This is a genomic window from Burkholderia sp. MSMB1072 (genome assembly GCF_001524725.1).
Classification (GTDB): Bacteria; Pseudomonadota; Gammaproteobacteria; order Burkholderiales; family Burkholderiaceae; genus Burkholderia.
In genome coordinates this window covers 172,573-195,728 of sequence record NZ_LOYC01000056.1, presented here as the reverse complement: position 1 = coordinate 195,728, position 23,156 = coordinate 172,573, and the positions used below count along the sequence as shown (strand labels likewise).

General features: G+C 67.6%; 22 protein-coding genes. 11 read left to right on the top strand and 11 right to left on the bottom strand.

The window, feature by feature from the left end; all coding sequences use genetic code 11:
* Nucleotides 1-167: 167 nt before the first annotated feature.
* From WS89_RS25780 to WS89_RS25745, 8 genes are all read left to right on the top strand, one after another.
* On the top strand, nucleotides 168-1,445 hold the full coding sequence (locus WS89_RS25780; protein ID WP_059794371.1) for an NAD(P)/FAD-dependent oxidoreductase: 1,278 nt from the start codon (nucleotides 168-170) through the stop codon (nucleotides 1,443-1,445).
* 23 nt (nucleotides 1,446-1,468) lie between these two features.
* Nucleotides 1,469-1,900 (top strand): helix-turn-helix domain-containing protein, encoded by a 432-nt coding sequence (locus WS89_RS25775; protein WP_059794367.1) that lies wholly within the window; start codon nucleotides 1,469-1,471, stop codon nucleotides 1,898-1,900.
* Nucleotides 1,901-2,020: 120 nt separating this feature from the next.
* The gene (locus tag WS89_RS25770) at nucleotides 2,021-2,755 is read left to right on the top strand and encodes a cupin domain-containing protein (protein WP_059794364.1); all 735 of its coding nucleotides are present in this window, start codon (nucleotides 2,021-2,023) and stop codon (nucleotides 2,753-2,755) included.
* Between the two features lie 2 nt (nucleotides 2,756-2,757).
* Nucleotides 2,758-4,083, top strand: coding sequence for an NAD(P)/FAD-dependent oxidoreductase (locus WS89_RS25765; RefSeq protein WP_059794361.1), 1,326 nt, complete (start codon nucleotides 2,758-2,760; stop codon nucleotides 4,081-4,083).
* Between the two features lie 123 nt (nucleotides 4,084-4,206).
* Nucleotides 4,207-5,484, top strand: coding sequence for an NAD(P)/FAD-dependent oxidoreductase (locus tag WS89_RS25760; protein WP_059506309.1), 1,278 nt, complete (start codon nucleotides 4,207-4,209; stop codon nucleotides 5,482-5,484).
* Nucleotides 5,481-6,938: an aldehyde dehydrogenase family protein gene (locus WS89_RS25755; RefSeq protein WP_059794358.1), complete on the top strand. Its 1,458-nt coding sequence runs from the start codon at nucleotides 5,481-5,483 to the stop codon at nucleotides 6,936-6,938. The genes WS89_RS25760 and WS89_RS25755 overlap by 4 nt, the downstream gene beginning before the upstream one ends.
* A gap of 65 nt (nucleotides 6,939-7,003) precedes the next feature.
* On the top strand, nucleotides 7,004-8,191 hold the full coding sequence (locus WS89_RS25750) for a M20 aminoacylase family protein (RefSeq protein ID WP_082741970.1): 1,188 nt from the start codon (nucleotides 7,004-7,006) through the stop codon (nucleotides 8,189-8,191).
* Nucleotides 8,192-8,388: 197 nt separating this feature from the next.
* Complete coding sequence (locus tag WS89_RS25745; protein WP_059794612.1) at nucleotides 8,389-9,291, top strand: GNAT family N-acetyltransferase; 903 nt, start codon at nucleotides 8,389-8,391, stop codon at nucleotides 9,289-9,291.
* A gap of 80 nt (nucleotides 9,292-9,371) precedes the next feature.
* Here the strand turns inward: WS89_RS25745 and WS89_RS25740 are convergent, their stop codons facing one another.
* Nucleotides 9,372-10,235: an SDR family oxidoreductase gene (locus WS89_RS25740; protein ID WP_059794609.1), complete on the bottom strand. Its 864-nt coding sequence runs from the start codon at nucleotides 10,233-10,235 to the stop codon at nucleotides 9,372-9,374.
* Between the two features lie 110 nt (nucleotides 10,236-10,345).
* Between WS89_RS25740 and WS89_RS25735 the strand changes: the two genes are divergently transcribed.
* Entirely contained in the window at nucleotides 10,346-11,245 is a 900-nt protein-coding gene (locus WS89_RS25735) for a LysR family transcriptional regulator (RefSeq protein WP_059794355.1), read from the top strand.
* 94 nt (nucleotides 11,246-11,339) lie between these two features.
* On the opposite strand, the gene WS89_RS25730 is transcribed toward WS89_RS25735, so the two are convergent.
* Entirely contained in the window at nucleotides 11,340-12,860 is a 1,521-nt protein-coding gene (locus tag WS89_RS25730) for a GGDEF domain-containing protein (protein WP_059794606.1), read from the bottom strand.
* 324 nt (nucleotides 12,861-13,184) lie between these two features.
* On the opposite strand from WS89_RS25730, the gene WS89_RS25725 reads away from it, so the two are divergent.
* Nucleotides 13,185-14,480, top strand: a complete 1,296-nt coding sequence (locus WS89_RS25725) for an MFS transporter (RefSeq protein WP_059794353.1) — start codon at nucleotides 13,185-13,187, stop codon at nucleotides 14,478-14,480.
* Between the two features lie 54 nt (nucleotides 14,481-14,534).
* Nucleotides 14,535-15,317: a substrate-binding domain-containing protein gene (locus WS89_RS25720; RefSeq protein ID WP_034209133.1), complete on the top strand. Its 783-nt coding sequence runs from the start codon at nucleotides 14,535-14,537 to the stop codon at nucleotides 15,315-15,317.
* Nucleotides 15,318-15,341: 24 nt separating this feature from the next.
* Here the strand turns inward: WS89_RS25720 and dctA are convergent, their stop codons facing one another.
* The 9 genes from dctA to rfbA form a co-directional block, all read right to left on the bottom strand.
* Complete coding sequence (gene dctA / locus WS89_RS25715; protein ID WP_059794350.1) at nucleotides 15,342-16,673, bottom strand: C4-dicarboxylate transporter DctA; 1,332 nt, start codon at nucleotides 16,671-16,673, stop codon at nucleotides 15,342-15,344.
* 34 nt (nucleotides 16,674-16,707) lie between these two features.
* Nucleotides 16,708-17,631: a LysR family transcriptional regulator gene (locus WS89_RS25710; protein ID WP_059506156.1), complete on the bottom strand. Its 924-nt coding sequence runs from the start codon at nucleotides 17,629-17,631 to the stop codon at nucleotides 16,708-16,710.
* Between the two features lie 311 nt (nucleotides 17,632-17,942).
* Nucleotides 17,943-18,239 carry a hypothetical protein gene (locus tag WS89_RS25705; RefSeq protein WP_059794348.1) on the bottom strand — a complete coding sequence of 99 codons (297 nt, stop codon included), beginning with the start codon at nucleotides 18,237-18,239 and terminating at the stop codon, nucleotides 17,943-17,945.
* 172 nt (nucleotides 18,240-18,411) lie between these two features.
* On the bottom strand, nucleotides 18,412-18,837 hold the full coding sequence (locus WS89_RS25700) for an Hsp20/alpha crystallin family protein (RefSeq protein WP_059506302.1): 426 nt from the start codon (nucleotides 18,835-18,837) through the stop codon (nucleotides 18,412-18,414).
* 36 nt (nucleotides 18,838-18,873) lie between these two features.
* Nucleotides 18,874-19,317 carry an Hsp20/alpha crystallin family protein gene (locus WS89_RS25695; protein WP_059794345.1) on the bottom strand — a complete coding sequence of 148 codons (444 nt, stop codon included), beginning with the start codon at nucleotides 19,315-19,317 and terminating at the stop codon, nucleotides 18,874-18,876.
* A gap of 369 nt (nucleotides 19,318-19,686) precedes the next feature.
* On the bottom strand, nucleotides 19,687-20,703 hold the full coding sequence (gene rfbB, locus WS89_RS25690) for a dTDP-glucose 4,6-dehydratase (protein WP_059794342.1): 1,017 nt from the start codon (nucleotides 20,701-20,703) through the stop codon (nucleotides 19,687-19,689).
* Nucleotides 20,700-21,584 (bottom strand): dTDP-4-dehydrorhamnose reductase, encoded by an 885-nt coding sequence (gene rfbD, locus WS89_RS25685; protein WP_059794341.1) that lies wholly within the window; start codon nucleotides 21,582-21,584, stop codon nucleotides 20,700-20,702. The genes rfbB and rfbD overlap by 4 nt, the downstream gene beginning before the upstream one ends.
* Nucleotides 21,581-22,162, bottom strand: a complete 582-nt coding sequence (gene rfbC, locus WS89_RS25680; RefSeq protein ID WP_059794338.1) for a dTDP-4-dehydrorhamnose 3,5-epimerase — start codon at nucleotides 22,160-22,162, stop codon at nucleotides 21,581-21,583. Before rfbC ends, rfbD begins: the two co-directional genes overlap by 4 nt.
* Entirely contained in the window at nucleotides 22,159-23,055 is an 897-nt protein-coding gene (rfbA, locus tag WS89_RS25675) for a glucose-1-phosphate thymidylyltransferase RfbA (RefSeq protein ID WP_059506144.1), read from the bottom strand. Before rfbA ends, rfbC begins: the two co-directional genes overlap by 4 nt.
* Between the last annotated feature and the right edge of the window lie 101 nt (nucleotides 23,056-23,156).

Genomic DNA, 23,156 nt, shown 5'->3' with positions numbered 1-23,156 from the left:
CGGTGCGGTGGACGGCCCGCCGCATAGTCTGCTGCGACGGTCGCGCAAAACGGCGATTTGTACGCGTGCCGCGCGCGAATACGCGGCAACTGCGGTTTTTGCCAGTGGTTAAATGATTCGCATTGAATGGTTGCCGTTCGTCGTTGCCGGCATGCACAAAGGATCCGATGAAACTGGAATCGTACTGGCTGGATACCCGCCCCGCGTTTCGCGCCGGCAGCGTCGGCCCCGTCGAAGGGCGCGCCGACGTGGCCGTGATCGGCGGCGGCTTCACCGGCTTGTCGGCGGCGCTCGCGCTCGCGCAGCGCGGCGTATCGGTGGTCGTGCTCGAAGCCGCGCAGGTCGCAGGTGAAGCGTCCGGCCGCAACGGCGGCCAGTGCAATACGGGCGTCGCGCAGGACTACGCGTCGCTCGCCGCGCGCATCGGCGCCGCGCAGGCGAAGCAGTTTTATCTCGCGTACGAAAGCGCGGTGAAGAGCGTCGAGGTGATCGTGACCGAACAGGCGATCGACTGCGATTTCCGGCGCGCCGGCAAGCTGAAGCTGGCTGCGAAGCCGCAGCATTTCGCGGGGCTCGAAAAAACCTTCAACGCGTTGCGGCGTGATGTCGATCCGGATATCGAACTGATCGAGCCGTCGCGGATCCGCGATGAAATCGCATCCGACGGTTTTTACGGTGGGCTCCTGCAGCGCAACGGCGCGCAGATGCACATGGGCAAGTTCGGCGTCGGGCTCGCGCAAGCGGCCGTGCGTGCCGGCGCACGCGTGTACGAGCATGCGGCCGTCACGCAGCTCGAGCGGCTCGACGGCGAGCGCCACCGGGTCGCCTGCACGCGCGGCACGCTCGTTGCCGACCGCGTGCTGATCGCGACCGGCGCGTCGCAGCACGGGCCGTTCGCGTGGTTCCGGCGGCGCATCGCGCCGGTCGGCAGCTTCATCGTCGTCACCGAGCCGCTGCCCGACGCGCAGTTGAACCGGCTGTTCCCGCATCGCCGTGCGTACGTGACGTCGCGCCAGATCGGCAACTACTTCCGCGTGACACCCGACAACCGGCTGCTGTTCGGCGGCCGCGCGCGTTTCGCGATGTCGAGCCCGCGCTCCGACGCGAAGAGCGGCGACGTCCTGCGCGCCGGCATGGCCGGCTATTTCCCCGAACTGGCCGGCGTGCGGCTCGACTACTGCTGGGGCGGCCTCGTCGACATCACCGCCGACCGGCTGCCGCGCGCGGGCCAGCACGACGGGCTCTATTACTCGATGGGCTACAGCGGCCACGGCGTGCAGATGTCGGTGCACATGGGCCGCGTGATGGCGGACGTGCTGTATGGCGCGGCCGCGTCGAACCCGTGGCGCGAACTCGACTGGCCGGCGATGCCCGGCCATTTCGGGCACGCGTGGTTCTTGCCGCTCGTCGGCGCGTATTACCGGATGCAGGATTTCCTGCATTGATGCGAGCGCCGGGAGAACTCGATATGACAGTGCAATTCGTTGGCTCGCCGCGTGTCGCGCGGCCCGTCTCGCCGGCGATCGGCGACGTGCTGCGCACGATCGACGTGTCGTTCGCGCAGCCGCTGAACCTCGATACGCTCGCGGCGGTGGCCGGGCTGAGCGTGTCGCGTTTCACCGCGCGCTTTCGCAGCGAAACCGGGCTGTCGCCGCACCGGTATCTGTGCCTCGTGCGGGTACGGCGGGCGCAGGACCTGTTGCGCGCCGGTCTCGCGCCGTCGGTCGTCGCGACCGATGTCGGCTTCTTCGATCAGAGCCATCTGTGCCGGCATTTCCGGCGCGTGCTCGGGATCACGCCGCGCGACTACGTGGTCGCCCGAACGGGCGGCGCCCCGGTGCGAGCGACGGCGACGCGCGTGCGCAACGAACGCCGCGATGCGTCGTATCACGCGGCTTGAGCACGGGCATGGACGACGTGCCCCGCTGAGGACGTCCGGCAGGCGCGCCGGCGAACGACGATTTCCGATATCGCGTGACAGCTTCCGAACGAATCCGTCACGCACCGCACAGGAGCAGAAATGACCGCAGTTTTCGTGTTGCATCGTGCCGACGGCGCACGTTCTTCCACCACGTTCCGCAAGCAGGCGTTCGGGGCGAGCGATCCGTTCGCGTCGCATCGCGAGATCGCGTGGGAAGGCCCCGACGCGATGGCCGCGGGGCGCATCGGCTTCGCGGGCGAACTGGACGTGGCGAATTTTCCGCACATCGAAACCCTCGTCGTCGTCCAGGGCGAACTGACGCTCGAAGCGGCCGGGGCCGCACCGCTCGTGGTCGGCCCGGGACAGGGCGCCGTCATCGGCGGCGGCACGGCGCTGCGCATCGCCGCGCAAGCGCCGGTGCTGCTGATGTTCTGCGCGGCAGCGTGCGCGCAACCGACGAAACGCGGCCTCTTTGCGCTGCGCGCCGACGCGGACTTCAAACCGTCCGCCACGCTGCCGGCCGAGGTATTGCTCGGTCCCGCGCCGCAATGCCGCAGCGACAACGTGTTCACCGACGACGGCGCCGGGTACTGCGCGGGCACATGGGATTCGACGCCGTATCACCGGATCGTCCGGCCGCATCGCGCGAACGAGTTCATGTTCCTGCTGGACGGTGGCGTCCGATTCGCGGCGCCCGACGGCAGCGTGCTGGCGCTCGGCGCCGGCGATGCGCTGTTCGTGCCGCGCGGCGCGGCGATCGGGTGGGAAAGCAGCGAGCGCGTGGCGAAGTTCTACGTGATGCAGAACGTCAAACCCTCCACCGAACGAGACTGAGCATGTCCCCTCCGCTGCGCCATATCGAAACCTTGTCCACGCCGCCGGCCGCGGCCGACGTCGTCGTGATCGGCGGCGGCATCATCGGCGTCTTCACCGCCTACTATCTGGCCCGCCGCGGCCTATCGGTCGCGCTCGTCGAGAAGGGGCGCATCGGCGCCGAACAATCGAGCCGCAACTGGGGCTGGTGCCGGCAGCAGAACCGCGACGCGCGCGAGTTGCCGATGGCGAGCAAGAGCATCGATCTGTGGGAACGATTCGCCGCCGAATCCGGCGAAGACACCGGCTTTCATCGCTGCGGGCTGCTGTATCTCAGCAACGACGAGGCCGAGCTGTCCCGCTGGGCCAGCTGGGGCGAATTCGCGAAGACCGCAGGCGTGACCACGTACATGCTCGACAGCAAGCAGGCGGCCGAGCGTGGACGGGCAACCGGGCGGCAATGGAAGGGCGGCGTGTTCTCGCCGACCGACGGCACGGCCGATCCGGGCAAGGCCGCGCCGGCCGTGGCCGCCGCGTTGATCAAGCTGGGCGGCAGTGTCCATCAGCACTGCGCGGCGCGCGGCATCGAGCTCGAAGGCGGCCGCGTCGCCGGCGTCGTCACCGAGGCCGGCGTCATCAAGACCCGAACGGCCGTGATGGCGGGCGGCGCATGGGCGTCGTCGTTCTGCCGCCAGCTCGGCATCCGGTTTCCGCAGGCCTCGATCCGTCAGTCGATCCTGAGCGTGTCGCCCGTCGAAACGCCGCTGCCGGATGCGATGTATACGTCCGGCGTGTCCGTGACGCGCCGCAGCGACGGCCGCTACGCGTTGGCGATCAGCGGCCGCGCGCGCGTGGACCTGACGCCGCAGTTCCTGCGCTTCGCGCCGCAATTCGTGCCGATGTTCGCGAAGCGCTGGCGCAACTTGCTGCCGGGCGGGCTCGAAGGCGTGCGCGGCGGCCATGAAACGTTGAAGCGCTGGCGCCTCGACGCGCCGACGCCGATGGAAGCGGTACGCATTCTCGATCCGAAGCCCGACATGCCGACCGTCGCCGAAACGTATCGCCGCGCGGCCGAACTGTTGCCCGAACTGCGCGACGCGAAGATCACGCACGCGTGGGCCGGGTACGTCGACAGCACGCCGGACGGCGTGCCGGGCATCGGCGAAGTGCCGGGCGTGCCGGGGCTGATCCTGGCGGCGGGTTTTTCGGGGCACGGCTTCGGGATCGGGCCGGGCGCCGGACACCTGATCGCCGATCTCGCGTCCGGTGCGCAACCGTTCGTCGACCCGACGCCGTACCGGCCCGGCCGGTTCAGCGAGTCCGCATGGGGCAAGGTCGCGGATTTCTAGTGCAAGGCCGTCACGCGGGCGACGCGCGCCGATCCGGATCGCATGCGCGGCCGGATCGGCGCGGCGAACGTCCGCCGGCCCGACAGTGCGGTGCAGTGCGATGCGGTAACTTGGGAGTTTCTGATGCGTTTCAGTTCCTATTGGCTCGATACGTCGGAGCCGTTCGCGAGCAACTCGCCGGCGTTGCATGACGGAAGTTGCGACGTGGTGGTGGTGGGCGGCGGGATCACGGGCTCGGCGGCCGCCCTGGCGCTGGCCAAAAAAGGCGCGCGCGTGATCGTCTGCGAGGCGGGCACCGTCGGGCAGGCGGCGTCGGGGCGCAACGGCGGCATGTGCAACAACGGCTTCGCTCAGGATTACGCATCGCTGTCGCAGCGCATCGGCACGGAACTGGCCAACCGGCTCTATCTCGCGTTCGACGCGGGCGTCGACACGGTCGAGCGGCTGGTCAGGGAGGAGTCGATCGATTGCGATTTCGTGCGCCGCGGCAAGCTCAAGCTCGCGGCGAAGCCCGAGCACTACGACAAGCTCGTGCGCAGCCAGGCGCTGCTCGCGGCGAGCGTGGACCCCGACACGCGCATGGTCACGAAGGCGGAGCTACGCGACGAGATCGGTTCGAACCGATATCACGGCGGGCTGCTGTTCGGCAAGAGCGCCGGGATGCATGTCGGCCGTTATGTGCGCGGCCTCGCGCGCGCCGCGCAAGCACGCGGCGCGCACATTCTCGAGCATGCGCCGGTGCTCGGCCTGAAGCGGCAAGCGGGCGGCGCTTACGCGGTACGTACGCCGCTCGGCGAGATCCGCGCGCGTCAGGTGTTGCTCGCGAGCGGCATTTCGCAGGTCGGGCCGTTCGGCTGGGTTCGCCGCAGGATCGTGCCGGTCGGCGCCTTCATCATCGTCACCGAGCCGTTGCCGAACGACCTGCTCGACCGCTTGCTGCCGACGCGCCGGATGGTCACCGACACGAAGAACTTCGTGAATTTCTTTCGCGTCACGCCCGACAACCGGATGCTGTTCGGCGGGCGCGCGCGTTTTGCCGCGTCGAATCCGCGCTCCGACGAAAAGAGCGGGGCGATCCTGCGGCAGCAGATGGCCGCCGTGTTTCCCGAGCTGGCCGACGTACGCATCGACTACTGCTGGGGCGGGATGGTCGACATGACGGCCAACCGGCTGCCGCGCGCGGGCGAGCGCGACGGCGTGTACTACTCGATGGGCTATAGCGGTCACGGCACGCACATGGCCACGCTGATGGGCACGCTGATGGCCGAGATCATGGACGGACGCGCCGACCTCAACCCGTGGAAAGGTTTCGACTGGCCCGCGATTCCGGGCCACTTCGGCAAACCCTGGTTCCTGCCGTTCGTCGGCGCCTGGTATCGACTCAAGGACACCTTGCAATGAATTCACCTGTTGTTCGCCTGATGCAAGCCGGCCGGCTCGATCGCTTTTTCATCGACGGCGACTGGGTCATGCCGCACGGCTGCGACCGGTTCGCGGTCGTCAGTCCGTCCACCGAAGACACGCTGTGCGAGATCCCGCTCGGCAACGCGCGCGACGCCGACCGCGCGGTGCAGGCCGCGCGCCAAGCGTTCGAACGCTGGTCCGCGACGTCGCCGCATGAACGCGCGGCGCTGCTCGACCGCGTGCATACGCTGATGCTGGAGCGCGCCGAGCTGTTCGCGACCGCGCTCGCGCTGGAGATGGGCGCGCCGATCGGCTATGCACGCGGCGCGCACGTGCCGCTCGCGGCCGAACATATCCGCGTCGCACGCGACAACCTCGCGCGCTACCCGTTCGTCGAGCGGCGCGGGACGACTGCGGTCGTGCGCGAGCCGATCGGCGTGTGCGCGCTGATCACGCCGTGGAATTGGCCGATCTATCAGATCACCGCGAAGGTCGGGCCGGCGCTCGCGGCCGGCTGCACGGTGGTGCTGAAGCCGAGCGAGCTGTCGCCGCTCAGCGCGCTGCTGTTCGCGGAAGTGCTCGCCGATGCGGGCGTGCCCGCGGGCGTATTCAATCTCGTGAGCGGCAGCGGCGAGACGGTGGGGGCCGCGCTTTCGTCGCACCCGGCGGTCGACATGGTGTCGATCACCGGATCGACGCGCGCGGGCGTGCTCGTCGCGCAGGCGGCCGCGCCGACCGTCAAGCGCGTCGCGCAGGAACTGGGCGGCAAGTCGCCGAACGTCGTGCTGCCGGATGCGGACCTGTCGCGCGCGATCCCGCCGGGCGTGGCTGCCGCGTTCCGGAACATGGGGCAATCGTGCAGCGCGCCGACCCGCATGATCGTGCCGCGCGACGCGCTCGGCGAGGTCGAGGCGTTGGCTGTCGCGGCGATGCAAACGCTCGTGGTCGGCGATCCGTTCGACGAGGCCACGACGCACGGGCCGCTGGCCAATCGCGCGCAGTTCGGGCGGGTTGCGCAGATGATCGACGTGGGCATCGACGAACGCGCGAAGCTGATCGCCGGCGGCCCGGGCCGGCCAGCGGGTTTCGACAAGGGCTTCTATGCGCGGCCGACGATTTTCTCCGACGTGCGCACCGACATGGCCATCGCGCAGCAGGAAATCTTCGGTCCGGTCCTCGCGATCCTGCCTTACGATACCGTCGACGAAGCGATCGCCATCGCGAACGACACGGTCTACGGGCTCGGCGCGCACGTGCAGGGCACCGACAAGGAACGCGTACGCGCGGTGGCCGCACGCATCCGGGCAGGGCAGGTGCATCTGAACTACCCCGCATGGGATCCTCAGGCGCCGTTCGGCGGGTACAAGCAGTCGGGCAACGGCCGCGAGTACGGAGTCGAAGGGATGGAGGAGTACATGGAGGTCAAGTCCGTCCTGGGCTTTTACGATTGATGCGGCTGCCGCGTGCGATGCGGCGGTCGCGATGTGAACCGGTTTGCTTTGCAAGGGTGCCGAGAGTGGAAAACGCCATCATCCCCGACGCGTCGCTGGACGCGCATCACGCGCACTGGGCGACACTGCGCCGCGACCTGCACGCGCATCCCGAGTTGCGATTCGAAGAACACCGGACGGCCGACGTCGTCGCCCGCGAGCTCGAGGCGCTCGGCTATGCGGTGTCGCGCGGGCTCGGCGGCACGGGCGTCGTCGCAAGCCTGCCCGGCGCGGATCCGCGCCGCGGCATCGTGCTGCGCGCCGATCTGGACGCATTGCCGATCCACGAAGCGAACGACTTCGCGCACGCGTCGTGCACGCACGGGATCATGCATGCGTGCGGCCATGACGGCCATACCGTGATGTTGCTCGGCGCCGCACGCGTACTGAAGGCGTTGCCGCAGTTGTCCGGCACCGTCCATTTCGTGTTTCAGCCGGGCGAAGAGGGCGGTGCGGGCGCGCGCAGGATGATCGACGACGGGCTGTTCGAGCAATACCCGACGGAAGCGGTATTCGGCATGCACAACTGGCCCGGTCTGCCGGCCGGGCATTTCGGGTTGCGCACCGGCCCGATCATGGCTGCGGGCTCGCGCTTCAGGATCACGGTGACGGGCAAGGGCGCGCATGCGGCGCAGCCGCATCTGGGCATCGATCCGGTGCCGCTCGCATGCTCGATGGTGCTGCAGTGCCAGACCATCGCCGCACGGCACAAGGACCCCGTCGATCCTGCGGTCATTTCCGTCTGCATGTTCCATGCGGGCACGACGGACAACGTGATTCCCGACACCGCCGAGCTGCGCGGCACGATCCGCACGCTGTCGTCGGCATTGCAGCAGAAGCTGCAGCGCGACGTGCGGCTCGCGTGCGAGGGGCTCGCGGCGGCCTATGGCGCGCAGGTCGACGTCGAGTTTTTCCAGTACTACCCGGCAACGGTCAACACGCCGGCCGAGACGGCGCTGTGCGAAACGGTGATTCGCGACACGTTCGGCGACGTGCGCGTCGACCGCGACGTGCCGCCGAACATGACGTCCGAAGACTTCGGCTTCATGCTGGAGGAGCGGCCGGGCGCTTACGTGCTGATCGGCAATGCACGGGACGGCGCGGCCTCTCCGGCGCTGCACCACCCGAAATACGACTTCAACGACGACATCATTCCGGCCGGCGTCCGCTATTGGGTCGCGCTGGCGCAGCATTACTTCGCGCGATCGCCGTGATGCGTCGGGGCGGCGTGGAAACCGGTGGACGTCTGGTCCGATCGGGCGCCGAGTCCGGGGCACGCGTGCTTCCGGATCGTCGTGCGCCCATGCCAGCCGGCGTGAACCGTGCAATCTATCGTCGCTTCGGTGTGATCGCCGCGTATTTTTTCCGACGTACCGTGCCGCACGACCACATTGTTCGAAAGGACTGCTTGATGAATCAGGAACCTGAAGTGAAGGAGCAAGGCGCGGCGTCCCCGCTTCGCTACCGCAGATTCACCGCGGCGGACATCCCCGCCGCCCATGCGCTTTCCACGGCGCTTCGGTGGCCGTTCAGGGCGGAAGACTGGCAGTTTTCCGCGGAAACGTCGACCGCGTTCGCGGCCGAGGAAAACGGCGTGGTCATCGGCACGGCGATGTGCTGGAAGTACGGTGCGGATCGCGCGGCGATCGGGCATGTGATCGTTTCCGACGCGCATCAGGGCCGCGGAATCGGCCGCAAACTGATGGAGACGCTCCTGGACGAACTGGGTCCGCGCATCACGTTTCTGCATGCGACGCCGGCCGGTCGGCCACTCTACGAGAAACTGGGGTTCACCGTGTGCGGATCGCTGGGCCAATATCAGGGCAACGTGGATCGGCCCGCCGCGGTTGCCGTGCCCGACGGCGAGCGGCTGCGTGCCGGTGCGCCGGCCGACTGGTCGCGCCTGGTCGAACTCGATGCGCGTGCGTCCGGTCTCGAGCGCGACGCGCTGTTGTCCGCGTTGCAGACGCGGGGCGAAAGCGTGGTGCTCGAACGCGACGGCGAGGTCGTCGGGTTTTCGGTGCTGCGGCGCTTCGGTCGCGGTTACGTGATCGGTCCGGTGGTCGCGCCGCGTTCGAGCGACGATGCGTGCGCGAAAGCGCTGATCGGCTATTGGCTGACGAAACGAGACGGCGAATTCGTGCGTATCGACGTGCCTTCCGGGACCGGTCTGCCGGCGTGGCTGAGCGAGCAGGGCTTGAAACAGGTGGATACCTGTTCGAAGATGGTTCGCAACGCATCGGCCGCGGCGCATGAGGGCGCGGCCGATCCGGCCTGGGGACTGTACGCGCTGGTCAGTCAGGCCATGTTGTAAACCCCGGCCGCGCACGGCGGCCGGTTCTCCCGGGGCGACTGCCCGCGCAGCCGCCCCGGCACGAAGGCGCGGCATCGCGCTCAGCGGACAAGCGCAGCCGCGAAGTCGCGATACGTCCGCAGCGGGCGGCCGAGGATCGTGGTCAGCCGCTCGACGTCACCGGCCTCCGGCACCATCCCGTCGCTGACGTAGCGCTCGGCCATCAGCCGCATTTCGTAGGCCATCCATTTCGGCATGAACTGCGCCAGATTGCGTTCGAACGGCGTGGGATCGTCGCCGCCATACGTAACCGGCCGACCGAGCGTGTCCGACCAGATCGACGCCAGTTGCGGGCCGGTCAGCGTGTCGGGCCCGACCAGGTTGAGGGTTTCGACCGGCAGCTTGCCCGGCGCATCGTTGCGGCGGATCAACTCGATCGCCGCGACTTCCGCGATATCGCGCACGTCGACCATCGCGACGCCCTTGCCGCCGATCGGCATCGGGTACACGCCGTGCCCGACGATCACGTCCTTGACCATCGATTCGTTGTCCATGAAATACGCGGGTCGCAGGATCGTCGCGCTGAACCCCATCTGCTCGATCATCCGCTCCGCGCCGGATTTCACCGCGAAGTGCGGCACGTTCACGAAGCGATCGGCATGGAGGACCGACAGATAGACGGCGCGCTCGATGCCCGCTTCGCGGGCCAGGTTCAGCGCAATCAGCGCCTGCGTGAATTCGTCGCCCGCCACGCCGTTGAGCAGGAACAGCGTGCGCACGCCGGAGAAAGCCGCCCGCAGCGCGTCGACGTCGAGCATGTCGCCCTGCGCGACGGTCACGGCCGCCGGAAAATCGGCCTTGGCCGGATCGCGCACCAGCACGCGCACGTCGGCGCCGCGATCGACGAGTTGACGGACGACCTGGCGGCCGACACGGCCGGTGGCGCCGGTAACGAGAATGGTCATGATGTTCACTCCTGAGGTAACGATGGGATGGACTGCCCACCCAAGTTATGTGATCCACCCATGATCCGGAAGATGTGATAAATAGACATGGCGTCTCACTGGTGGAACACATGGACCTGCTCGCTCTCGCCGATTTCAACCTCGTCGCCCGCCATGGCAGCTTTGGAGAGGCCGCGCGGGTCGCGGATCGTCCGAAGGCGACGCTGTCGCGCCGCGTGGCGGAACTGGAGAACAGTCTGTCGCTGCGCCTGTTCGAACGCGGGTCGCGCGGCGTGAAGCTCACACAGGAAGGGCGCGCGCTCTACGAGCGAACGGGCGCGCTGCTCGCGGAGCTTGCCGACAGCGCGTCGGCGATCGCATCGGGGAGCGAGCGGCCGCGCGGCCGGCTGAGGATCAGCGCGCCGATGCTGTTTTCCCAGTTCGCGATGGGGAAGCTGGTGGCGACGTTCGCGCTGAGATACCCGGACGTCCGGCTGGAGGTGACGACCGAAGATCGGCCCGTCGACATGATCGAGGAAGGGTACGACCTCGTGATCCGCGTGAATCCGGACCCGGACGAGAGCCTGATCGGGCGCGTGATCCTGCGCGACCGGCTGGTCGTCGTCGCGACGCCCGAACTGGCGCGGCCGAGCGGTGACGCACCTGCGCCGGCCGTGGTTCGCGGCGCGCACGACACGCGCGCCGTATGGGAGATCACGGGTCCGGCCGGGCTGGCGCGCATACCGGTCGACCCCGTGGCGCGGCTGTCGTCGCTGGTCATGGTGCGCGATACGGTCCGCCTCGGCTTGGGCGCCGCATGCCTGCCGATATCGCTCGTGAGCCGCGACCTGGCCGCCGGCGCGCTCGTCAGTTGGGGCGACGTGCCGGGGTCCGATATCGCCCTGTGGGCGCTGTATCCGTCGAGGCGATTATTGAGCGCGCGCGTGTCCGCGTTTCTCGATCACCTGAAGGACGCGTTTCCGTCGGGCGAACCGGAAGAGTTGGCGGCGTATATCGAACCCGGGCAGTGAAACGGCCGCGGTCGCGACAGCGATGTCCTGACGGGGATGCCGGCGCAATCGGCACGAGCGGTGCCGTCGTCCGTCCCGACTCGAACCGGGGCCTTCACGCCGGCTGCGCGACCGGCTCCGTCTGCGCGCAACACACGCGGTTCCTGCCTTCGCGCTTGGCGCGATAGAGCGCCATGTCCGCCTGATGCGTCAGCGCGTGCACGGAAGCATGCCGCGCGCGCCGACCGGTCGCACAGCCGATGCTGACCGTGAAATCCGGAACGGTCTCCGCAAACCCGTCGAGCCGGTTGCGTTCCACCTCGCGGCGAATCGCGTCGGCCACCTGCGCGGCGCCGTTTTCGTCGGTATCGGGCAACACCGCGACGAATTCCTCGCCGCCGTAGCGCGCGGCGAGGTCGCCGCGCCGTCGCGTATGCGTGCGGATGCATTCGGCGAGAAAGCGCAGCGCGGTGTCGCCCTGCGCGTGCCCGTGCCGGTCGTTGTACTGCTTGAAGTGATCGGCGTCGATGAACAGCACCGACAGGCTGCCGCCGCTGCCGCGCTGCAGCCGCGCCCATTCGTCGGCCAGCGCGGTATCGAGCGCGCGACGATTGCGCAGTCCGGTCAACGGATCGGTACGCGTGAGATCGGTCAGCAGCGTCTGCTTGCGGAAGTTGTCCCGCAATGCGAAGGCAAGCAGCCAGACCGCCGCGCAGAACGATGCGCCGATCACGGATGCCGACACGCCGACCGTCCACGACAGGCGCCGGACGCCGGCCAGCACGTCGCTCTCGGCCGGCGCGACGACCGCGATCAGCGGCGTGCCCGGTATCCGCTGATAGGTATACAACCGCACGATGCCGTCGATGCTCGAGCGCGCGGGATAGAAGCCCGATTCGCTGTTCACCATCCGCTTGAAGGATGTCGAGCGACGCAGGAGGTTCATCTGGCCATCGTTCAACGACGGGTTTCTCGCGAGGATCGTGCCGTCCGCGCGCACGATCGCGCTGACCCCGTTCGGCCCGACGTCGAGGCGGGACAGCAACTGCTCGAAGTAAGCGAGATCGACGGCGACGACGGCGATCCCGTCGAACGCATGGTCCGGCCGCTCGATGCGCCGCGACAGCGCGATGGACTCCTTGCCGCCGCGCGAGCGTGCGCAATAGGGCTGGGAGACGTAGAGCCCGACGTCGTCCGCATCGCGATGGACCTTGAAGTAGTCGCGATCGGCGAAGTCCCACCGGTGGGTCGTGCTGCAGCATCCGTCGATCAGCCGGCCGTGCCTGTCGGTCACGCCCATGCCGGTCACGTATTGCGCGGCGGTTCGCTCGAACAGCAGGTCGTGCCGCAGCCCGGCGTCCATCCGCTGGACGGCCGGCTTGCCGAGGTCGGCCGCCAGCGCGATCAACGCGTTGTTCGACGTTTCGACCGTCCTCGCGATCTGGCTCGCGAGCACGGCCGCGACGTTGCGCGACGTCTCGTGCGCATGCTCGACGACTTCGCTGCGCGCCACCCACAGCGTCACGGCGCTGATCGCGAGCATCGCGAGCGACATCAGCGTGCCCAACGCGCCGACGACGAACGGGTGGCGTCCGGCCCAGTCGGCGATTTTCTCGATCGAAGTGAATGCGGGCATGCTCGGGCTCGTTTTGAGATGCCGGCTGCACGTGCGCCGGCGCGGGTCCAATCCCGGTTAACGGCACGGTTAACGAAAAATCGAGGCCGGCATGACCGCCAGTCGACGATCCCGCCTGACTCGGCGACGCAAACGTGTGCGGCCGTGCGGCGATACGGCCCGAGCACGGCCCGGACTCGCGCGGATCGCATGAATTGATAACGCTACTGCATCAATCATTCCAAAAATTGCACTTATCGTTTGATCGATCCCGCGCCAACATGCCGGAAAACGACAATCGACCAGCCCCTCCCGCGTATTCCAGGATTTTCAGGAGACACCCCGATGCATCCCTCGTCCCGCCTTCCGGCCGAACGCTCGAAGGCCGCCGCGATCTTTCGCGTCACGGCCGGCAATTTTCTCGAGCAGTTCGACTTCTTCCTGTTCGGCTTCTACGCCACGCAGATCGCCAACGTTTTCTTCCCCGCGCAAAGCGAGTTCGCGTCGCTGATGATGACCTTCGCCGTGTTCGGCGCCGGCTTCCTGATGCGGCCGCTGGGCGCGATCGTGCTGGGCGCGTACATCGACGAGGTCGGCCGCCGCAAGGGCCTGATCGTCACGCTGTCGATCATGGCGAGCGGCACCATCCTGATCGCGTTCGTGCCGGGCTACGCGACGATCGGGCTGCTCGCGCCCGTGCTCGTGCTGATCGGCCGGCTGCTGCAGGGCTTCTCCGCGGGCGCCGAGTTGGGCGGCGTGTCGGTCTATCTCGCCGAGCTCGCGACGCCGGGCCGCAAGGGCTTCTTCACGAGCTGGCAATCGGCCAGCCAGCAGGTGGCGATCGTCATCGCCGCGGCCCTCGGCTTTGCGCTCAATCAGTGGCTGAGCGCATCGCAGATCGCCGCCTGGGGATGGCGCGTGCCGTTCTTCGTCGGCTGCATGATCGTGCCGTTCATCTTCCTGCTGCGCCGCAACCTGGAGGAAACCCAGGAATTCAAGGCCCGCAAGCATCGTCCGGGCATGAAGGAAGTGTTCGGTACGCTGGCCCAGAACTGGGGCGTCGTGATCGCCGGCATGATGCTGGTCGCGATGACCACCACGAGCTTCTATCTGATCACCGTCTACGCGCCGACCTTCGGCAAGACGGTGCTGCATCTGAGCACCGCCGACAGCCTGCTCGTGACGCTCTGCGTCGGCGTGTCGAACTTCGTGTGGCTGCCGATCGGCGGTGCGCTGTCCGACCGGATCGGCCGCCGGCCGCTGCTGGTCGGCATGACGATGCTCACCGTCGTGACCGCCTACCCGGCGCTGTCGTTCCTCGCTCACGCGCCGTCGTTCGCCAACATGCTGCTCGTCCTGCTCTGGCTGTCGTTCATGTACGGCGTCTATAACGGCGCGATGGTCGTCGCGCTCACCGAAGTGATGCCGGTGCAGGTGCGCGTCGCGGGCTTCTCGCTCGCGTACAGCCTCGCGACGGCCGTGTTCGGCGGCTTCACGCCGGCCATCTCGACCGCGCTCATTCACGCGACGGGCGACAAGGCCGCACCAGGCTACTGGATGAGCTTCGCTGCCGTGTGCGCGCTGCTCGCGACGTTCGCGCTCTATCGTCATCGCACGGCGACGTTGACGCCCGCGCATTGACGTCGAGCGCATCCGGAACGTTACTCACACCCATCCATCCGCACGACCACGACCATGAGAAACCTGCTCCTGAAATTCTGCGCGACCGCGCTCGTTGCCACCGCGGCGGTCGCGGCCAACGTACAGGCCGCCGAACTGCACGTGATGAGCTCGGGCGGCTTCACCGCCGCCTACAAGGTGCTCGGCCCGCGGTTCGCGTCCACGACGGGCAATACGCTCGCCACCGCGCTCGGCCCGTCGATGGGCAAGTCGCCCGAAGCGATTCCGAACCGGCTCGCGCGCGGCGAGCCCGCCGACGCCGTGATCATGGTCGGCTACGCGCTCGACGATCTGATCAAGCAGGGCAAGGTCATCCCCGAATCCCGCGTCGAGCTGGCCGACTCGCGCATCGGCATGGTCGTGCGCGACGGCGCGGCCAAGCCCGACATCAGCACCGCCGACGGCCTCAAGCAGGTGCTGCTGCACGCGAAATCGATCGCCTATTCGGACAGCGCGAGCGGCGTGTATATCGAACGCGAGCTGTTCAAGAAGCTCGGGATCGAAGAGCAGGTGAAGTCGAAGGCGAAGATGATTCCGCGGATTCCGGTGGCGTCGGTCGTCGCGAACGGCGACTACGAAATCGGCTTCCAGCAGGTCAGCGAGCTGCTGCCCGTCAAGGGCGCGACCTTCGTCGGCAAGATCCCCGAATCGCTGCAGTCCGTCACGCGCTTCGCCGCCGGCATCCCGGTCGGCGCGCAGCATCCGCAGGAAGCGAAGGCGCTGCTCGACTATCTTGCGTCGCCCGACGTGCAGGCCGACGTGAAATCGACCGGCCTGGATTCCGTTTCCGCGCATTGAGCCCGATCGACGGGAGGGCGCGCATCAGATCGTCTTCCCGTCACGACCGCAGCCGTCTGCCGCGGCACTGTCTTCATCGGCCCCGTCCGGCAAGGACGGCCCGGCCGCCGCGAGCCGCTGCACGAGACGCGACCGGTCGCACGCACCTTCCCACGACGACACGAAAATCACCGCGCACGCATTGCTGATCACGCTGGTCAGTGCGCGCGCTTCCGACATGAAGCGATCGATGCCGACCAGCAGCGCGACCCCGGCGACGGGCAGGTCGGGCATCACGGCGAGCGTCGCAATCAGCGCAACGAGCCCGCTGCCGGACACGCCGGCCGCCCCCTTGGAGGTGAGCAGCATGATCGCGAGTATCGTCGCGATCTGCGGCGCGGAAAGCGGGACGTCGCAGGCCTGCGCGATGAACAATGCCGCGAGCGTCAGATAGATCGCGGTGCCGTCCAGATTGAACGAATAGCCGGCCGGCAGCACGAGCCCCACGACGCCTTTGTCGCAGCCGAGCGCTTCCAGCTTGACGATCAGGCGCGGCAGGACCGGCTCCGTGGACGACGTCGCGAGCACGATCAGCAACTCTTCGCGCAGGTAGCGCAAGAGCCGCCACAGCGCGAAGCCGTGCAGTCGCGCGAGCGGGGCGAGCACCAGCGCGACGAACAGCGCGCAGGCCACGTAGAAGGACATCATCAGCTTCGCGAGCGAGCCGATCGAGCCGATGCCGAAGCGGCCCACTGTGAACGCCATCGCGCCGCATGCGCCGAGCGGCGCGAGCCGCATGATCATCGCGAGTACGCGAAAGACAACCTGGGCGATGCCGTCGATCAGCGCGAGCACGGGTCGGGCGGCGCGCGGATGCGCATTCAGCGAGAAGCCGAACAACAGCGACAGCAGCAATACCGGCAACACTTCGCCGGTCGCGAATGCGCCGAGCATCGTGTCCGGAATCACGCCGAGCGCGAACGCCACGAGGCTGCGCGGCTCCGCATGCTTCGCATAGGGCGCGAGGACGCTCGCATCCAGATGACGGACGTCGATGTGCATGCCGGCGCCCGGTTGCAGTACGTAGGCGGCGACGAGCCCGAACGCGAGTGCGGCGGCCGTCAACAGATAGAAGAGCGCGAGCGCCCGCACGATCGTGCGGCCGATGGCCCGCCCGTTCGACAACGACGTGATGCCCGACACGATCGTGCAGAAGACGATCGGCGCGATGGTCATCTTCACGAGCGCGACGAAGGCGTCGCTGAGCGGCTTGAGCATCGTGCCCGCCGCCGGCCATACGTGACCGATGCCGATGCCGAGCATCATCGCGAGCAGGACCTGCACGTAAAGCGATTTGAACAGCCGGGCCCACCTCACGATGCCGTCTTCCTTCGTTTCCGTTCTGTCGTCGTCATGCCGATGCGCCGCTGCCGGCGGCGTCGCCGCGCTTCGCGTCGACGATCATCCGGTGAAACGCCTCGGCGGCCGGTGTCAGCGAGCGCCCGCGCCGCTTGACGATGCCCACGCGCCGTTTCACGGCCGGCTCGACGAGCGGCACGCTCGTGAGGACAGGGTGGTCGTGGCCCGGCATCGCCATCGACGGCACCGCGGCGACGCCGAGCCCCGCCTCGATCATCCCGAGCAGGGTCGTGACGTGGCGCGCCTCGCACACGCTCGGCTTGCGCGGCGCGACGGCGGCCAATGCCTGGTCGAGCAGCAGGCGGTTCCCGGAAGTCTTGTCCACCGATACGTAATCGTGTTCGTAAAGTTCGTTCCAGGTCACGCGCTTCTTGCGCGCGAGCGGGTGGTCGCGGCGACACGCGGCGACGAACCGTTCCTGGAGCAGCACCTTGAACTCGATCTCCGCCTCCTGGCTGCCGATGAAGCTCACGCCGAAATCCGCCTCGCCGCTGATCACGGCGCCGAGCACCTCGTTGGCGCCGGCGTCGAGCAGCTTCACCCGGATGCGCGGAAAGCGCCGATGATAGCGGGCGATGATGGGCGGCAGGAAGTAGTAGGCGACCGACGGCACGCAGGCGATCGTCACATGGCCCAGGCGGCTCGACGACACGTCGCGGATGCCGAGCAGCGCGGCGTCGAGATCGTCGAGCAGTTGTTCGGCGCTCTGCGCGAACACGCGGCCGACGGTGGTGAGCGCGACGCGGCGCGTGGTGCGCTCGAAGAGCCGCACGCCGAGCGCGTCTTCGAGCTTGTCGATCCGGCGGCTCAACGCAGGTTGGGAGAGGCTGACCGCTTCGGCGGCCTTGCGGAAACTGCCCGTTTCCACGACCGCACGGAACGCCTGCAAGTCGGTCAAATCGAAATTGATGCCCACCGGTCTCTCTCCACCACTCAGATGGGCAGCATTGTGCATGATTCCGTCCACGCCATGCGTGGCGCGTCGTCCGGGCGGCAGCGTTGAATACGATTACCGTTTCGATCAGGTCGTGGCTCGGGTAATCGATCGATGCGAAGCGGTCGGGAATCGGCCGCGACGGGGCGCATGCCGGCATTGGCGAGCGTCGGGCCGTCAAATACCGGTGCGCGGCGGTTCGAGCGTCGGCGAGCGACCGGGCTGCTCGCGCACCGCACCCCGATGCGCTGGCGTGGCAGCCAGGCCGTCGCCGATAGCAAGCGCAATCCGCGTCACGCTCGTCGGCGTACGCGTGGTACGTTGCCCAAATCGCGGCTCGACCCGGCTCGATTTCGTCTCACATAACGGTCCGACACGACCGACCGCCGCTGGATCCATGCGAGAGCGAGTTCGAGCGCTTGGTCGCACGCTTCGCGGGTATCGGCGAAGTCGCCGTCGACGCCGAGCGCCCGGGTTTCACCGTCGCGATCCATGAGGATCGCCGTCGCCGAATAGCGGCCCGTCTCCGTGTCGGTCACCACGGCCCGGACCGCATATCCGCCATGTTCGATCGTCGTGTGGGTATGCATCGGATGCCTCCTGCACTGAAATGCGACATGTGCGGCGACTCGCCGGCGCCGAGCAAGCGCGGCGCCGGCACTTCACGTCGGGAGCGTAAGCGCGGGAGACCCACACCCGGCGGTTGACGCGTCACAAGCGCGCGCACCGCGTCGGGTCGATGACAGACTCCCGCGCGTCCACTTACCCCGCCGTCACCGCGATCCGCCGCGGCTTCGCTTCCTCGCGGCGCGGGATGCTCAGTTTCAGCACGCCGTCGCGCAGTTGCGCGTCGATCCGCGACACGTCGAAATCCGCGCTCAGCGTAAATGCGCGCGAGAAGTGCGGATGCTGCACTTCGCCGTGCTGCAGACGCAAGCCCGCCGGCGTCGGCACGACGGCCTCCGCTTCGATGGCGAGGCTGCCGTCGTGCACGCGGACGTCGAGCTTGTCGCGCGGCACGCCCGGCAGGTCCGCGTACAACGTGATGCCGTGCGCATCCTCCACGATGTCGACAGCTGGCGCAATCCGCGTGCGCGGCGTGTCGCGCTGAGCCGATTCACGGTTCGTCACGGCCGTTCGCGTATCGGCCGCACGGGTGGTCAGTTCGGTCGTGTTCGTGTCACTCATGATGTCCTCCGTCATGCGTTCGTGACGTCGTGCTGTTTACTGGACGGTAATCGCCCGCGGCTTCGATGCTTCCGACTTGCCGACGCTGATCGTCAGGCAGCCGTTCGTATAGCGTGCCTCGATCTTGTCGGGATCGGCGTGCTGCGGCAGTTCGACCACGCGGCGGAACGCGCCCATGAACCGCTCGTTCGCGTAGACGCGTCGCTCGTCGTCGGCCGTGCCGTCGTCCGGGGGAGTGCGCTCGCCGCTGATCGTCAGCAGCCGGCGATCGACGGAGATGTCGATTTTCGCGGGGTCGAGCCCCGGCGCGAAGGCAACGATCTCGACTGTGTCGTCGGTGCTTCCGATATTGACCGGGGGAAATGCACCGGGACGCGGGGCGCGTAGACTGGCTGGCAAGCCCGTGAACACGCTGGCCATCTGCCGTTGCAGGCGGTCGAATTCCGCCAGCAGGTCGGTGGGGAAGAAGATATCGCTCATGACTGGCTCCTGTTGTGCCCCTCTGCGAAGGGACGAACCGGACCACGCGCTCCAGTTCGTCCATCCGCGAGAAGCTCGCTGACTAACAAATCGAAACACGCAGCGCGTCAACCGCGACTGCCTTGAGCGATAGCTAAAATAGGATACGTCGAGTGAATTTCAAGGGGGGAGGGCGTCATTCCGGCCCAGCCCGGTCGACCTTCGCGCCGATTGCATTCAGTCGTCGAACGGGCGGCGCAGAGTCGTAGCCGGCGGGCCGCATACAAAGCTTTCAAATCGAAAGATTCGCTGGCGCCGCAGCAATCGGGCCTGCTTATCGGCCTCGCTCAGAAGCACGGCGCGACATCGACGTGCCGTGCGCCGCCGCCCCTATACATACCAATCCAGCGTCTTCACGATCCCCGTTTCGAAGCTCTCCACCGGCCGCCATTGCAGTTCGCGGGCGAGCTTCCCTGCGTCGATCGCATAGCGCCGGTCGTGACCCGCGCGATCGGTGACGAACCGCACGAGGCGCGCATGCGGCGCGTGTTCGGGCCGTCGCGCGTCGAGCAGCGTACAGATCAGCGCGACGATGTCGACGTTGCGCCATTCGTTGCAGCCGCCGACGGTGTAGGTCTCGCCGACCGTCCCGCGCCGGATGACCGCATCGATCGCGCGGCAATGGTCGTCGACGTACAGCCAGTCGCGCACGTTCGCGCCGTCGCCGTACACGGGGATGTCGGTGCCTTCGATGCAATGACGGATCACGGTCGGAATGAACTTCTCGCCGTGCTGGCGCGGCCCGTAATTGTTCGAGCAGTTCGTCGTGGTGACGGGCAATCCGTACGTATGGAAATAGGCACGCACGAGATGATCCGAGCTTGCCTTGGTGGCCGAGTACGGAGAATTCGGCGCATACGGCGTCGTTTCGGAAAACGGCGGGTCGTCGGGGCCCAGCGAGCCGTACACCTCGTCGGTACCGATATGGTGAAAGCGGCGGCGCGCGTGAGCGTCGGCCTTGCCCAGTTTTTGATCGTTCAGCCACAGCTGGCGGCACGCATCGAGCAGCGTCCAGGTGCCGAGCACGTTCGTGCGGACGAATTCGCCGGGACCGTCGATCGAGCGGTCGACGTGGCTTTCGGCCGCGAAGTGGACGACGGTGTCGATCGCATGGTCGCGCAGCAGCGACTCGACGAGCGGTCGGTCGCAGATGTCGCCGAGGACGAACCGATGACGATCGGCGCCCGGCAAGTCGTCACCGAGATTGTCGAGGCTGCCCGCATAGGTCAGCAAATCCAGCGTGGTCACGCTGAGCTGCGGATCGCTTTCGAGCAGATGACGAACGAAATTGGCGCCGATGAAACCGGCGCCGCCCGTCACGAGAACATGTTTCGGTCGATAGCTCATGTGGTTCGCTTCCAGGTGGCAAACACTTCGGTGAGACCCGCGATCCACGAAGGCGATTCGACCCCGAAGTGTTCTCGCAGGAGGCTGCAGTCGAGCGCGGAATTCGCCGGTCTCGGCGCAGGCAACGGATAGGCGTCGGTCAGGATCGGCCGGACCCACGGCACGCGATCGATGAGGCCGGTGCGCCGCGCACCGGCGAAGATCGCTTCGGCGAAGCCGTGCCACGTGGTCACGGGCGTGCCGCACAGGTGATAGGTGCCCCAGCGCAGCACTTCGCCGGCCCGGTATCGCGCCGCGATCGTCAGCAGCGCGTCGGCGATCGCACCGGCATGCGTCGGGCCGCCGTACTGATCGGCGACGACGCCGACGACCTCGCGCTCGCGCGCCAGGCGCAGCATGGTGCGCACGAAATTGCTGCCGTGCGCGCCGAACACCCATGCGACTCGCAGAATCAGATGACGGTCGGGCAGCCGCTCGCGCACCGCTTCCTCGCCCGCGAGCTTGCTCCGGCCGTACGCGCCGAGCGGCGCGACGGCGGCGGTTTCCGCATACGGCCCGGGCATGCGGCCGTCGAACACGTAGTCGGTCGACAGATGAATCAACGGAATGCCGAGCGCGGCGCACGCGTCGGCCAGCACGGCCGGCCCGTCGCGGTTCGCGCGCCAGGCTGCATCGGGCTCGGCCTCCGCGCGGTCGACGGCGGTCCATCCGGCGGCATTGATCACGAGCGAGGCCCGGTGTTCGTCGAGCGCGCGGCGCACCGCGCCTGCATCGGCGATGTCGAGCGCGGCGCGCGATAGCCCGACGAGCGGCTGCCGACCCGCGCGCAGCACCAGTTCGCGGCCGACCTGGCCAAGCGCGCCGGTCACGACGATCGTCATCGCGCCTCCCCGTATGCCGGCAGCAGCGCCGGCGCGCCGGCGGCCAGCTCGGCGAGCGGAGGCTGCCGACGATCCTTGTCCGACAGCTGATACGGCGCGCCGGAATCCGGCCAGTCGATGCCGATCTCCGGATCGTCCCAGCGCACGCCCGCATCCGAATCGGGATCGTAGTACTGCGTGCACTTGTACGTGAAGTCGGCCTCGTCGGACAACACGCAAAAGCCGTGTGCGAAGCCGGGCGGAATCCATAGCATCCGGTGCGATACGTCGTCGAGCTGCGCACCGAACCAGCAGCCGAAAAACGGCGAGCCGCGCCGGATGTCGACGGCGACGTCGTACACCGCCCCGCGCGCCGCGTGCACCAGCTTGCCTTGCGGATTCACCCGCTGGTAGTGCAGCCCGCGCAGCACGCCGCGACGCGAGCGCGACTGGTTGTCCTGGACGAAGGTTGCGTCGACGCCTGCGTCGCGCAGCCAGCTTGCGCGGAAGCTTTCGACGAAGAAGCCGCGTGCATCGCCGAACACGCCGGGCTCGATCACCAGCACGCCGGGCAACGGCGTTTCGATCACGCGAGTCATGCCGCGACCTCCTTGCTCAGCAGATCGAGCAGATAGCGGCCGTAACCGCTTTTCGCGAGCTTGTGGGCGAGCGTTTCGAGCCGCTCCGCATCGATCCAGCCAAGCCGGTACGCGATTTCCTCGGGGCACGCGATCTGCAGGCCTTGCCGTGCCTGCATCACCTGGATGAAATTGGCCGCGTCGAGCAGCGATTCGTGCGTGCCGGTGTCGAGCCATGCGTAGCCGCGCCCGAGGATCTCGACATTCAGCGCGCCGCGTGCGAGATACGCGAGATTCAGATCGGTGATTTCCAGTTCGCCGCGCGCCGACGGTCGCACGGCCTTCGCGAGTTCGACGACGTCGTTGTCGTAGAAATAGAGGCCGGTGACCGCATAGTTCGACTTCGGCTCGCGCGGCTTCTCCTCGAGGTCGATCGCGCGGCCATCCGCGTCGAAGGACACGACGCCGTAGCGTTCCGGATCGCGCACGTAATAGCCGAACACGGTCGCGCCGGTCGTCCGCGCGGCGGCCTGTTGCAGCAGCGACGACAGCGCTGGCCCGTGATAGATGTTGTCGCCGAGCACGAGTGTCGCCGCGTCGCGACCGATGAACGGCGCACCGATCACGAACGCCTGCGCAAGACCGTCTGGGCTCGGCTGCGCCGCATACGAAAAGCTCATGCCCCACTGGCTGCCGTCGCCGAGCAGTTGCTGGAACGCGTCGAGATCGCGCGGCGTCGAGATGATCAGCACGTCGCGGATGCCGGACAGCATGATCGTGCTGAGCGGGTAATAGATCATCGGCTTGTCGTACACCGGCATCAATTGCTTCGATACCGAATGCGTGAGCGGATGGAGCCGGGTGCCCGAGCCGCCCGCCAGAATCAGTCCTTTACGGCCAATCGCTGTTTGCATGAGGTCCCTCGCTGCAAGAGGAAAAATGCGTGCGTGATACGCGGAATACACCGAATGCTTCGATTGCACCGACTGCGCCCGATGGCCGTCGATACCGTGCG